The following is a 13239-nucleotide window of genomic DNA, read 5'->3' on the forward strand; positions in this document are numbered from 1 at the left end:
GAAATTACATGTGAATGGCCCTATTATCGGTAGCGGCCATCGCTGCTTCCTTAATGGCTTCTGTATAGGTTGGATGGGCATGACAAATTCTCGCAATATCCTCAGCCGAGGCACGGAATTCCATTGCCACCACAGCCTCAGCAATCATATCTGCTGCACGTGGACCAATCATGTGCACCCCAAGAATTTCATCGGTTTTAGCATCGGCCAGTACTTTGACAAAACCATCTGTATCCATGCTGGCTTTTGCACGTCCGCTGGCTTTAAAAGGAAAAGAACCCGCTTTATAGGCTACACCCTTCTCTTTCAACTGTTCTTCCGTATAACCCACCGATGCCACTTCCGGCCAGGTATAGACCACACCCGGAATCAGGTTATAATTGATATGTGGCTTCTGTCCTGCCAAACGCTCGGCAACATAAACACCCTCGTCTTCCGCTTTATGTGCAAGCATAGCACCTTTGATGACATCTCCAATTGCATACACACCTGGTACAGCCGTTTCCAGATGTTCATTTACCGGAATTTTATTTCCTCTTTCTTCGGTTTTAATTCCGATGTTCTCCAGCCCCAGTCCGTCGGTATAAGCCACACGGCCAACAGCCACAATGCAATAATCTGCGTCCAGTTTTACCTGCTCGCCTTTTGCATTGTCAGCAGTTACGGTTACGGTTTTCCCTTTTACACTTGCCCCGGTTACTTTATGGCTCATGTAAAACTCCATGCCCAAAGATTTTTTCAATACACGCTGTAATTCCTTACCCAATCCTGCATCCATAGTACCGATAATAGAGGGCATGAATTCTACTACAGAAACCTTCGTTCCCAGGCGTGCATAAACCGATCCCAATTCCAGGCCGATCACGCCACCACCAATCACCACCATTGTTTTTGGAACCTCGGTAATATTTAAGGCTTCCGTTGAGGTAATGATTCTTTTTTTATCAATAGGAAGAAATGGAAGTGCTGTAGGCTTGGAACCTGACGCAATGATCACATTCTTTGCAGTAATCTGTTCTGAGGAACCATCTGCTTTGGTTATTTTAATCGTATTTTTATCGACAAAAGAACCTACTCCTTCGAAAGAATCAATTTTATTCTTTTTGAAAAGATAGGTTATTCCCGCCGTATTTTGTGCAACAACATCATTTTTGCGCGCAATCATCTGCGGCATATTCACTTTTAAATCTTTAAGATCTATACCGTGGGTACCAAAAGTATGTGCTGCATTATGAAAATGTTCTGAAGAATCCAGTAAGGCTTTTGAAGGAATGCAGCCTACATTAAGGCAGGTTCCACCAAAAGTTTTGTATTTTTCTATAACTGCGGTTTTCATACCCAGCTGGGCACATCTGATGGCGCCTACATAACCGCCGGGACCAGAACCTATAACAACTACATCGTATTGCATATATTAAAAGTTTTTTATGTTAAGCAAAGTTAATCATTCGATTATAAATCCAGCATAGGCTATGGCTTATTCTCTATTTTATGAGTATCACCTGACTTGTGGTCAAAGCCCCTTCTCTGGTATGATGGTTCAAAAATTTACCTTTTAATTTGGTAATGTGGTAACCTTTAAAATTTTTAAGTACCTGTCCCTTGATTCCTTCATTTTCCAACAAAGGAACAACGTCGGCTTCCGTATAAATCAAATAAGGCCTGGCGGGAAGTTTATTTTGTTCGCCCAATCTGTAATGATAAATTTCATCATTTGAATAAAACTCCACGGCATAGGCAAGGCCGTTAAGCACCCGGACTACGGGCAGATTTTCTTTATTATTGACATTCATCCAAAAAGCGGCTTCACTATCCGACTGATAAGTCAGTAACTTTGGATAAAAAGCAATATTAAAATACAGTTGTACAAAAAAAGCAATTGCGGCCGACTGCATCCATACCTTAAATTTCCCGGCAGAAGGCATCCTCCATACAGCGACAATCAGTATAAAGGAACCGGCCAGCAGCAGCAATGCCAAAACAGAAAGATCAGGTCTGAAGTAAAACTGCAAAAGGCCAACCGCCACAAGCATTAAAACAAGGATTGCCTGTTGCATAACACGAATTCGCGTAAAGATTTTTCCAGCTTCCAGTTGTACAATATAACCCGCCGTCAAAATGGAAAAAAAAGGAAAAATGATCGTAATGTAAAAAGGCAACTGGAATTTTGATGCCGAAAAAATCAAAAAAGTTAACCCTGCCCCACACAGGTTAAACCACTCCACATTACGCACCTTTTTATACCCCTTTCGGATGTACTGTACCACAGCAATATAAAACAGAAAAGACCAGGGCAGATAAGCCCAAAGAATGGTATGCAAAAAGAATGTAGGATCCCCTGGAGATTTTTTAATCGGCCCGCTGTTAAAAAAACGTCCAAACTGGCTGTCCCAGAAAAAGAATTTCACACCGGAAACCCCATGCTTTCCGAAAACAAGTTTTTCCGGGTGCAGGTCAAATTGTTGGTACAAACACCAAAGTTCGGGAAGGATAAAAACCAAAATCAGTAAGGCAGCCACCAGCCAGCGCAGGTTAAACAACAGTTTCCATTGACGGGTCAAGATAAGATGGCCAGCAATAGCCCCCCCTACAGGAATTAATGCAAATATTCCTTTGGTCATTACAGCACAAGCTGCAAAAAGGGCACCAACAAGTACCTGAACAAACCAGCCCTTCCCCAGTCCCTTATAAAAGTGATATACCGCCGCCATAATAAACCCCGTCAGGTAAGGCTCGGCCCTGACATCCATATTAGAAATCACTGTATGTTGTGCCGTTAGCAGGATCAATGCTGCCCAAAGTCCGGTTTCTTTAGTGTACAGATCTTTTGCAAAACGATAAGTATATGCCGTTCCCATAAACATCACCAGCAAAGCTGGCAGTTTATATGACCAGGTATGCACGCCAAATATTTTAAAAGCAATTGCAGCAGCCCAAAAAGGGAAATGTGGTTTGTCCAGCCAGTCCCTTCCCTCCACAAACAACTCCGAAAAGTTATTTCTGAGCAGCATGTTTTTGGCTATGGATGCATAAAGTGCACCGTCTGGTTCCATAATGGTCACAAACAGGCCGCTAAGATTAACCAAAACAGCTATAGCTATAAAAAAATACAGCCACTGAATTCTTTTTTCCGGAGAGCTTTGTTCCATGGTTTCCAAACTGGTCAGCGTATATTAAGTTTTCGAAGTTTTAAACACAAAGAAATAATTTGCACTGAAATTCCAGAAAAACACCAGAACAACAGCGATTGCCTTGCTAAGGTAAAAATTAAGCAACAATTGACTGTTAAACAAATAGATAAAGAAGGAGTTCAGCATCAGACCAATTAGCGAAACCAAAATAAATGCAGCCAGTTGTTTGCCTATTTTATCTTTGTTTTTAAAGGTCCACAACTTGTTGATAAAATAATTACTGATCACCGCAGCTGTAAAGCCAATACCATTAGCCAGAAATTTATTAAAATGTAAAACGTCCTTAAAAAACCAGGTCAGGGAGAAATCAATCACCAAACCAGATGCTCCGGTTATCCCAAATTTGATCAGGGACAAAAGCCGTTCCGGTACAAGGGATAAAAGATAAGAAAAACTGAATTTTTGTCCAGGCATTTGCGCTGTTTACATATTAATTTCTAAAGGTACAACGATTTTACATTGCACCATAGGCTTTGAGCCCTATTTTTTGTAGGTTTATGTTTTGAACCATACCTTCATCATGACTCCTTTAAAATCTCTTTATGCTGCTGTCCTGCTTGTGATTTGTACAGTAAGCACTTACGCTCAGCAAAGCGACTCTGCTTATGTCCGCGAAAACTACACTAAAATAGAACGCCTGATCCCCATGCGGGACGGAGTAAAATTGTTTACCTCCATTTATATTCCGAAGGATAAGAACCGGAAGTATCCCTTCATGATCAGCCGCACCCCCTACACCGTTTCTCCCTATGGAGAAAACAATTACAAAACCTCTTTGGGCCCCTCTGCTCTTTTCCTGAGGGAAGGTTTTATTTTTGTATACCAGGATGTAAGAGGAAAATGGATGAGTGAGGGAGAATATGAAGACATCAGGCCCCAGATCAGCAATAAAAAGGGGAAAAAAGATATTGACGAAAGTTCCGACACTTATGATACCATCGACTGGCTACTCAAAAACATTCCGGGAAACAACGGAAAGGCAGGAATTTCCGGTATATCCTACCCTGGATTCTATTCCACCACTTCTTTACCAGATGCGCACCCGGCATTAAAAGCGGTATCTCCTCAGGCCCCGGTAACCGACTGGTTTCGTGGAGATGATTTCCATCACAACGGCGTGCTTTTTCTTGCAGATGCTTTTAGCTTTTATTCTACTTTTGGCGTCCCACGTCCTAAACCCATTACCCCCGATAAAGGCCCAAAAGGATTCCAATTTCCAATTAAAGACAATTACAGGTTTTTCCTGAATTTAGGAGCACTAAAAAATGTAAAACAAAAATACTTTGGCGACAGCATCAAATTCTGGAACGACCTGATGGCCCACGGTACCTATGACAACTTTTGGAAAGCAAGGGACATTCTGCCACACCTGACCAATATCAAGCCTGCTGTTTTAGTGGTTGGGGGTTTCTTTGATGCAGAAGACGCCTTTGGAGCCCTGCACACCTACAAAGCAATAGAAAAACAAAATCCGGACACCAAAAACAACCTGGTGATGGGCCCCTGGTTTCATGGAGGATGGGCAAGAAGTACAGGGCAAAGTTTTGGTGACATTCAGTTTGGACAGCCCACCAGTACCTGGTACCAAAAAGAAATTGAATTTCCTTTCTTTATGCATTATTTGAAAGACAGCCCCGAAAGCAAACTGGCAGAAGCCACTATTTTTCTGACTGGCAGCAACCAATGGAAACATTTTGAAACCTGGCCTCCCAAAGACACCGAATTAAAAACACTGTATTTTCAACCGGATGGTGGTTTAAGTTTCACAAAACCCGCTGCGACCAACAGCTATGATGAGTATGAAAGTGATCCCTCCAAACCTGTGCCTTATCAGGATGGAATACAAAGCAAAAGGACAAGGGAATACATGATCGACGACCAAAGATTTGCAGCAAGAAGACCAGACGTGAAAGTATACCAATCGGAAGTCCTTTCAGACGACATTACCCTTACCGGACCACTAACTGCTGACCTGGTGGTTTCCACCACTGGAACTGATGCAGATTATGTGCTGAAATTAATTGATGTTTACCCTGAAAATGAAGCAGATCCAAAACCAAATCCTAAAGGGTTGATTATGGGCGGTTACCAAATGCTGGTCCGCGGAGAAATTATGCGTGGAAAATTCCGCAACAGCTTTGAAAAACCTGAACCCTTTGTACCTGGACAGGTTACCGAAGTAAAATACAATATCCCGGATGTGGGCCATACCTTCAAAAAAGGACACCGCATTATGATCCAGGTACAGAATACCTGGTTCCCTATTGCAGACCGTAATCCCCAAAAGTTCATGGACATCTATACCGCAGAAGATAAAGATTTTCAAAAAGCAACCCACCGGATTTACCATGACAGCAAACAGGCTTCAGGATTGGTGGTTACGGTACTAAAACCATAAACCAGGAGGCCTCATGAAAAGATTTCTGTACTGCTTAAGTCTGTTGCTGTGCTCTTATACCCTTTGTATTGCCCAGCCCCTGCACAAAGCACAGGGTTTAAGCAGGGCAGATACCTTAAGGGGAATGTTAAGCCCTTTAAGAAGCTGTTATGATGTCAATTATTATCATTTGGATGTTAAAGTAGATATTGATCAAAAATCCATTAGTGGCAGTAACCAGTTTAGCTTTACAGCCACAAAAGATTTCAATAAACTTCAATTTGACCTGTTTGCCAATCTTAAAGTAGACAAAATTGTTTACATGGATCTAGAGCTTCCTTTTACAAGGGAATTTAATGCAGTTTTTGTGACTTTTCCCCGAACCATAAAAAAGGGGGCAAAAGATCATTTTAAGGTTTTTTATTCCGGAAATCCAGTCGTCGCAAAAAGGGCGCCCTGGGACGGAGGATTTATATTCAGTAAAGATAAAAATGGAAAACCTTGGGTTTCGGTAGCCTGCCAGGGCCTGGGTGCAAGCTCCTGGTGGCCAACCAAAGACCACCAGAGTGACAAAGCCGACAGCGTACTGATCAGTATAAGTGTTCCGGCAGGCTTAAAAGAAATTTCAAATGGACGCCTGAGAAATACAGTACAACTACCGGATGGTTATACCCAGTTTAATTGGTTTGTCAGTAATCCGATCAACAATTACAATGTTACCTTTTATATTGGCGACTATGCACACTGGACCGATGAATATCCTGGTGAAAATGGCCCGCTGTCCATTGACTACTGGGCATTAAAACAGGACAGCCTGCTGGCCAGGCCGCATTGGGACGCAGACGTAAAGCCCATGCTGAAATGTTTTGAATTCTGGTTTGGCCCCTATCCCTTTTATAAAGATGGCTATAAACTTGTACAAGCCCCTCATCTGGGTATGGAGCATCAAAGTGCCGTGGCTTATGGAAACCAGTTTAAAATGGGGTATCTGGGGAAAGATCTGTCTGGTACAGGCTGGGGCTTAAAATTCGATTTTATTACCGTTCATGAAAGCGGACATGAGTGGTTTGGCAATAACATCACCTCCAAAGACATCGCAGATATGTGGATCCATGAAAGTTTTACAAATTATTCTGAAGCTCTTTTTACAGAATGCCAACAAGGAAAAACAGCCAGCTCTGCATATGTAGCCGGGATACGGAAGAACATTGCCAACGATATTCCTATTATAGGCCCTTACAATGTAAATAAAGAAGGCTCTGGTGACATGTATTATAAAGGCGCAAATATGATCCACCTGATCCGCCAGTTGCTGGACAATGACGAAAAATTCCGGATGATCTTAAGAGGCCTGAACAAAAAGTTCCATCACCAAACAGTAAGTACTGCCCAGGTAGAGCACTACATCAGCACCCAGAGCGGCCTTAAACTGGATAAAATTTTTGACCAGTATCTTAGAAACAGTCAAGTCCCGGTTTTGGAATATAAAATCCTCAGAAACCAACTGATTTACCGCTGGAAGTCAGCAGTCAAAAAATTTGATATGCCGGTAAAAGTAAGCCTGAATAAAAACAATTTTAGCTATATTTATCCTTCAGACACCTGGAAATCAACTACAATTGGTTCCGAAATTCAAGAAGACACGTTCAGAGCAGATCCTAATTTTTACGTCCTTGTACAAAAGGTTAAATAATTCCAGGCCAGGTGCAACTTTAAGGAAGAAAAAGAGTCTATTTATAAAAAGCTAAACATATGAAAAGATCCCATACCATTTTTTTTGCAGCAGTCCTTTTGGCCACTTCAGCTGCAAACCTTGCTTTCAGCACTAAAAATGTACATCCTGTAACTAAAATGACCCGTTTTCAGGTCAGTGGTTATGATGGTGTTGCTATAGGCGGCCCGCTTAAGGCTTATATTAAAATAGGAAACCAGGAGAGCATTCGTTTTGAGGGAGATCAGGATGCCATTGCAGAACTGACTACTGAAGTCAAAAATGGTGTACTGGAAATTAAACCAAAAACCAAATGGAATGAATGGAACAAACTTTTCCGCAATGCAAAAGTTCAGGTTTACATTACAGCAAAAAAGATCAATAAACTCGTCATGAGCGGTTCGGGCTCCATTGATATGGAAAGTCCGGTAAACGGCACAGATCTTAATGTGATTTTAAGCGGCTCAGGACACATTAAAGCAAATGCAAATGTCAATGAATTAAAAGCAGTCATTAGTGGCTCAGGCGACATTTCTATGAGTGGAAAAACAGACCATTCCAACGTGGTGGTCACCGGCTCCGGGAATTTTGGCGGAAAAGGAATTTCCGCAGAATCCCTTAAGGCGGTCATTAGCGGTTCCGGAGAAATCGCCATGAGCGTGAGTAAAACCCTCACTGCAACCATTACCGGATCGGGAACGGTTCATTACAGCGGAAATCCCGAAATTCATAAAGTCATTGTCGGTTCGGGAAGTATAACCAAAGACTAAGAGATCAGATTTAAGCATAAAAAAAGCCCTTTCAAAAGAAAGGGCTTTTTTTATGCAGATTTTCTTAAAACTGGTAACCTAAAACCAGGTAATTTTCAAGATAAGTTATTTTCTGACTTGCACTATCGTATTCATTTCTTCCGGTCGTATGAATCCTGGTCAAATTGATCCAGCCTACTTTATTGCTGTTTTGCAAATAAAGTCCCTTAGTTACATAAAATTTAAATCCAAGTTTGGCAGAGACTCCATATCCGGCAAGATTCCAGTAATTGTTCTCTCCAACATTAAACAAATAAACTTCGCTTCTGGGAATAACCGCACCCACACCAATCCCCGTTTCCATGGTCAGGGAAGTTTGTTGTGACCGGGGTACCCAAATGTCATCGTGACGTTCTATCTCCACGCTGGCATAGTTCAAACCATCGGTATGCTCAAAGCGCAGCATATCCGGATTAACGGTAAGCATTTGACCATTGTATTTTCCTGCATAAGGACCAGTCGGAATACCAGGATTTGAAACTGTAGGATCAATATAACCATCTATCTTTACGGTCTGCGGAATGTCCATTACATATTTCATGTGGTCCCAACCAATGGAAATGCTATAATTGTCCTTAATAAAATAACCAAAATGAAAATTAAACTGTGGGATAGTCAGTTCGCTTGGTTTAAGATACTTCCAGGTCAGTTCTGTCTGGCGGTCATGGGCAACAACATCTCTTAAGGTAAAATTATAACCAGGCCCTTTAAAATTGATATCACTTTTATTATACCAGGAATGGTTATAGCCCCAATGAACAAAAAAGTTTCCCTTTCTGGAGAAATTTCTCTTCACTTCATTGGAGAAAATACTTTTGCCGATTTTAGGCGTTTCCTCCTGGCCAGCAGGAATCTGCTGTGCATTTAATTTTCTAGAAAAAATTAACAAAAAAAATAGTAAGTATTGTTTTTTCACGGTCCAAAATAATTAATGTAATTCACTCTGAATGAGCAGCGTAAAATTATGACTTATAAACGGATTTATTCAAAAAAAGAAAGACCTGCCAAAGCAGGCAGGTCTTTCTTTATATATTCCTGACATTAAACCCCCAGCAACAAACGAGCAGGGTCTTCCAGTAATTGTTTTACACGAACAAGAAAACCAACCGACTCTCTTCCATCGATAATCCGGTGGTCATAAGAAAGGGCCAGGTACATCATTGGACGAACTACAACCTCCCCTTTTTCAGCAATAGGGCGCTCAATAATATTGTGCATACCTAAAATTGCCGATTGAGGTGAATTGATAATCGGGGTTGACATCATCGAACCAAATACACCACCATTGGTAATGGTAAAGGTACCACCGGTCATTTCCTCCAGCGACAATTTACTGTCACGGGCTTTAGTGGCCAGTTCAATCACTGTTTTTTCAATCTGTGCAAGGCTCATGCTTTCTGCATTACGAATAATTGGCACAACCAGTCCCTTAGGCGCAGAAACCGCAATAGATACATCCACGAAGTCATTATAGACCAATTCCTCTCCTTCGATACGTGCATTTACAGCAGGGAAATCTTTTAAGGCCTCACATACCGCTTTTGTAAAGAAACTCATAAAGCCTAAGCCAACACCAAATTTTTCTTTAAACTGGTCTTTGTATTTGGCGCGTAGGTCCATGATTGGCTTCATGTTCACTTCATTAAATGTAGTTAGCATCGCCGTTTCGTTTTTAACTGCAACCAAACGTTTGGCAACAGTTTTACGCAATGGGGTCATTTTTTGTCTGCGCTCATTTCTAGAACCCGCAGGGGCTGCAGGAGCCGGGGTTGAAGGAGCCGTACTCGCAGGAGCAGGCTTAGCTGGTGATTTCTGCGCATTTAAAGCATCCTCTTTTGTAATCCGGCCGTCAACGCCAGTACCTTTAACTGAGGCTGCATCCACACCTTTTTCTGCAAGGATTTTACCTGCTGCAGGAGAAGGTGTTCCTGTTGCATAATTTTCAGAACCTTTTTCAGCTACAGGGGAAACCGATTTTTCTTCGATCACCACTTTTTCAGCCGCTGGTGCTTCTTCTTTAGCTTTTGGCGCTGGGGCTGTACCTGAATCCTCTATTTTACAAACAACAGCACCAATGGCTAAGGTATCACCTTCACTGGCAACTGTTCTCAAAGTTCCTGCCTGCTCAGCGGTCAATTCGAAAGTTGCTTTATCTGATTCCAGTTCAGCAATAACCTCATCCATTTCAACTGCTTCACCATCGTTTTTTACCCAACGGGATAAAACAACCTCAGTGATTGATTCACCAACCGGCGGAACTTTTATTTCTATACTCATAACTGATGTATTATATTTCTAATCTACCTTAAATACTTTATCTACTGATTTTTTCGCAATGCTTTTTTCCTTTTCTGTTACAGGGACTTCAAATGCTTTTGCCAAAATATAAGCCTGTTGATCTGCATGTTGTTTTGCAAATCCAGAAGCGGTACTGCTGCTTTCTTTTCTGGAAATCAGTTCAATCTCACTAAAGATTGTCCTTCTCAGTTTACGGAGCAGATAAGGCCATGCACCCATATTTTCTGGTTCTTCCTGTACCCATATTGCCTCTTTGGCATTTTTATAGCCTTTATAAACACTCTCCATCTGCTCAAGTGGCAATGGATACAATTGTTCCAAACGGACAATCGCTACATTTTTAATTTTATCTGTTTGTTGTTTTTCCAGCAGTTCATAATAGATTTTTCCACTGCAGAAGACGACCCGGGTTACATCTGATGCCTTAACATTGACATCATTGATTACCTCATGAAATTTACCTTCTGTAAATTCTTCTAATTTAGAAACACATAAAGGATGGCGCAATAGGCTCTTAGGTGTAAAAACAACCAAAGGCTTTCTGAAATCACGTTTAAATTGTCTGCGCAAAACGTGGAAAAAGTTAGCCGGAGTGGTACAATTGGTCACCTGCATATTGTAATCTGCGCAAAGTTCCATAAAACGCTCAATTCTTGCAGAAGAGTGTTCCGGTCCCTGTCCTTCATAACCATGTGGCAATAACATCACCAACCCGTTTTCTCTTTGCCATTTCGTTTCTGCACTGGCAATATACTGGTCAACTACAATTTGGGCACCGTTAAAGAAATCACCAAACTGCGCTTCCCAAATGGTCAATGCATTCGGATTGGCCATCGCATAACCATATTCAAAACCCAGCACACCATATTCGGATAAATGCGAGTTATAAATATCAAATGGAGCCTGTTTACTGGAAATATTGGCCAGTGGGATGTATTCTTCTTCTGAATCTTCCAGGGTCAACACCGCATGGCGATGAGAGAAAGTACCACGTTCCACATCCTGTCCACTCAAACGTACCCGTTTGCCTTCTTCCAGTAAAGTTCCATAGGCAAGTTGTTCACCCATGGCCCAGTCAAAGACATGGGTGGTGTTGGCCATTTTACTACGCTCCTCGAAAAGTTTTTCAATTTTTTTGAAGAAACGTTTATCTGAAGGTAGGGTGCTGATCTTTTTAGCAATCTCCAGCAAGGTAGATTTTTTAACAGCCGTATCCGGAGAGGCGTCAAAATCTTTGGCTGTCGCAATGCGCATATCTGCCCAGGCTCCTCCAAATTTCACATCCTGATAAGTTGAAGTCAGTTCTTTGGCTTCGTTTAAACGTTCTTGTAAAATGCCCCTGAACTCCTTTTCCATTTCCTTGGCAAGACTGGCTTCCAATTTGCCTTCACTGATCAGTTGCTTGATATAAATATCGCGTGGATTTGAATGTTTTTCAATTGCTTTATACAATAAAGGCTGCGTAAATTTAGGTTCATCAGACTCATTGTGTCCAAACCTGCGGTAACATAGAATGTCTATAAATACATCGTTCCTATATCTTTGACGATACTCCATAGCCAGGTTAATGGCATAAACCAGGGCTTCCACATCATCTCCGTTCACATGGAACACCGGTGAAAGGGTAACCTTTGCAATATCTGTACAATAGGTACTGGTACGGCCGTCCTTATAATTGGTAGTAAAGCCAATCTGGTTATTGATCACCAGGTGGATTGTTCCTCCGGTTTTATACCCATCCAGACCAGCCATCTGGATCACTTCATAAACAATACCCTGTCCAGCCACTGAAGCATCACCATGCAACAGAATTGGTGCAATCCGGGAGTTATCACCCCCATATTTAAAATCAATTTTGGAACGGGTCATCCCTTCGACCACACCATTTACGGTTTCCAGGTGAGAAGGGTTAGGACAAAGGCTTAGGTGGACACTTTTTCCGTCGTTTGTTGTTACATCTGTAGAATAACCTAAATGGTATTTCACATCACCTCCAAAAGGAGATGCTGCACTATAGCCCTTACCTTCAAATTCTGCAAAAATATCTTTATAGGTTTTTTGCATGATATTGGCCAGCACGTTTAAACGGCCACGATGTGCCATACCAATTACAAATTCTTCAATTCCGAGTTCCGACCCTTTTTCAATAACAGAATCAAGAGCAGGGATCAGGGCTTCGGCACCCTCCAGAGAAAAGCGTTTCTGGCCCAGAAATTTCGTTCCCAGGAAGTTTTCAAAACTGACTGCCTCATTTAGTTTTTTAAGGATGCGGCGTTTTTCTTCAATAGAAAAACTGGCCGTATTACGGGCACGCTCCATTTTATTCTCAATCCAGCTCAACACCTCTGGCGTGCGGACAAATTTATACTCAGCACCAATAGAACGGCAATAGGTTTGTTCTAAGAAAGCGACAATATCGCTCAACTTAGCTGCTCCAATACCAATTTCCACACCCGAATTAAAAACAGTATCCAGATCAGCCTTACTTAAACCGAAATTTTCAAGGTCCAGAGTAGGCAAGTGTTTACGCCTTTCCCTTACCGGATTTGTTTTGGTAAAAAGGTGTCCCCTTGTGCGATAACCGTTGATCAGGTTCAGCACATTTACTTCTTTCAAAAAATGCTCCGGGGTTTCTTCTGTAACAGAAGAACCTGAGGCTGTTCTTCCAAAATCAAAACCCTCAAAAAATTTCTGCCATCCGAATTCAACCGAACCGGGATCTTGTTTATAAGCTTGGTATTGGGAATCTATGTATTCGGCATTTTCGCCGCTGAGATAAGATAAATTATCCATTATATATGAATTTGCTATAAGTGTAGCAAAATTAGGATTTTACCTAATAAAACAGGCAAA

At 41.6% G+C, this 13239-nt stretch carries 9 protein-coding genes; 3 read left to right on the forward strand and 6 right to left on the reverse strand.

The features are described 5' to 3' along the window. Positions 1–4 precede the first annotated feature (4 nt). The 3 genes from lpdA to B0O44_RS21585 form a co-directional block, all read right to left on the reverse strand. Positions 5–1411 carry a dihydrolipoyl dehydrogenase gene (lpdA, locus tag B0O44_RS21575; RefSeq protein WP_110834177.1) on the reverse strand — a complete coding sequence of 469 codons (1407 nt, stop codon included), beginning with the start codon at positions 1409–1411 and terminating at the stop codon, positions 5–7. Between the two features lie 73 nt (positions 1412–1484). Beyond that, positions 1485–3149: an ArnT family glycosyltransferase gene (locus tag B0O44_RS21580; RefSeq protein ID WP_110834178.1), complete on the reverse strand. Its 1665-nt coding sequence runs from the start codon at positions 3147–3149 to the stop codon at positions 1485–1487. 24 nt (positions 3150–3173) lie between these two features. Then, positions 3174–3605 carry a GtrA family protein gene (locus tag B0O44_RS21585; protein ID WP_110834179.1) on the reverse strand — a complete coding sequence of 144 codons (432 nt, stop codon included), beginning with the start codon at positions 3603–3605 and terminating at the stop codon, positions 3174–3176. Between the two features lie 106 nt (positions 3606–3711). Here B0O44_RS21585 and B0O44_RS21590 point away from each other — a divergent pair, with 106 nt between their 5' ends. From B0O44_RS21590 to B0O44_RS21600, 3 genes are read left to right on the forward strand one after another with little or no spacing between them, the layout of a single operon-like run. Beyond that, positions 3712–5589 carry a CocE/NonD family hydrolase gene (locus B0O44_RS21590; protein ID WP_110834180.1) on the forward strand — a complete coding sequence of 626 codons (1878 nt, stop codon included), beginning with the start codon at positions 3712–3714 and terminating at the stop codon, positions 5587–5589. Positions 5590–5602: 13 nt separating this feature from the next. Beyond that, on the forward strand, positions 5603–7261 hold the full coding sequence (locus B0O44_RS21595) for a M1 family metallopeptidase (protein ID WP_110834181.1): 1659 nt from the start codon (positions 5603–5605) through the stop codon (positions 7259–7261). A gap of 59 nt (positions 7262–7320) precedes the next feature. Next, complete coding sequence (locus B0O44_RS21600; RefSeq protein WP_110834182.1) at positions 7321–8049, forward strand: head GIN domain-containing protein; 729 nt, start codon at positions 7321–7323, stop codon at positions 8047–8049. A 64-nt stretch (positions 8050–8113) separates the two neighbouring features. Here the strand turns inward: B0O44_RS21600 and B0O44_RS21605 are convergent, their stop codons facing one another. From B0O44_RS21605 to B0O44_RS21615, 3 genes are all read right to left on the reverse strand, one after another. Then, positions 8114–8977: a hypothetical protein gene (locus tag B0O44_RS21605; RefSeq protein ID WP_245943764.1), complete on the reverse strand. Its 864-nt coding sequence runs from the start codon at positions 8975–8977 to the stop codon at positions 8114–8116. A gap of 152 nt (positions 8978–9129) precedes the next feature. Further along, entirely contained in the window at positions 9130–10365 is a 1236-nt protein-coding gene (gene odhB, locus B0O44_RS21610) for a 2-oxoglutarate dehydrogenase complex dihydrolipoyllysine-residue succinyltransferase (RefSeq protein ID WP_110834184.1), read from the reverse strand. An 18-nt stretch (positions 10366–10383) separates the two neighbouring features. Beyond that, positions 10384–13179, reverse strand: coding sequence for a 2-oxoglutarate dehydrogenase E1 component (locus B0O44_RS21615; RefSeq protein WP_110834185.1), 2796 nt, complete (start codon positions 13177–13179; stop codon positions 10384–10386). Between the last annotated feature and the right edge of the window lie 60 nt (positions 13180–13239).

This window comes from Pedobacter nutrimenti, from assembly GCF_003208655.1.
In the GTDB taxonomy this organism is placed as follows: Bacteria; Bacteroidota; Bacteroidia; order Sphingobacteriales; family Sphingobacteriaceae; genus Pedobacter; species Pedobacter nutrimenti.

What these genes read in the sequence shown, in the direction of transcription:
- B0O44_RS21595 (WP_110834181.1), top strand. Translation starts at nt 5,603, where the DNA reads ATGAAAAGATTTCTGTACTGCTTAAGTCTGTTGCTGTGCTCTTATACC.
- odhB (WP_110834184.1), bottom strand. Translation starts at nt 10,365, where the DNA reads ATGAGTATAGAAATAAAAGTTCCGCCGGTTGGTGAATCAATCACTGAG.
- B0O44_RS21600 (WP_110834182.1), top strand. Translation starts at nt 7,321, where the DNA reads ATGAAAAGATCCCATACCATTTTTTTTGCAGCAGTCCTTTTGGCCACT.
- B0O44_RS21580 (WP_110834178.1), bottom strand. Translation starts at nt 3,149, where the DNA reads ATGGAACAAAGCTCTCCGGAAAAAAGAATTCAGTGGCTGTATTTTTTT.
- lpdA (WP_110834177.1), bottom strand. Translation starts at nt 1,411, where the DNA reads ATGCAATACGATGTAGTTGTTATAGGTTCTGGTCCCGGCGGTTATGTA.
- B0O44_RS21615 (WP_110834185.1), bottom strand. Translation starts at nt 13,179, where the DNA reads ATGGATAATTTATCTTATCTCAGCGGCGAAAATGCCGAATACATAGAT.
- B0O44_RS21590 (WP_110834180.1), top strand. Translation starts at nt 3,712, where the DNA reads ATGACTCCTTTAAAATCTCTTTATGCTGCTGTCCTGCTTGTGATTTGT.
- B0O44_RS21585 (WP_110834179.1), bottom strand. Translation starts at nt 3,605, where the DNA reads ATGCCTGGACAAAAATTCAGTTTTTCTTATCTTTTATCCCTTGTACCG.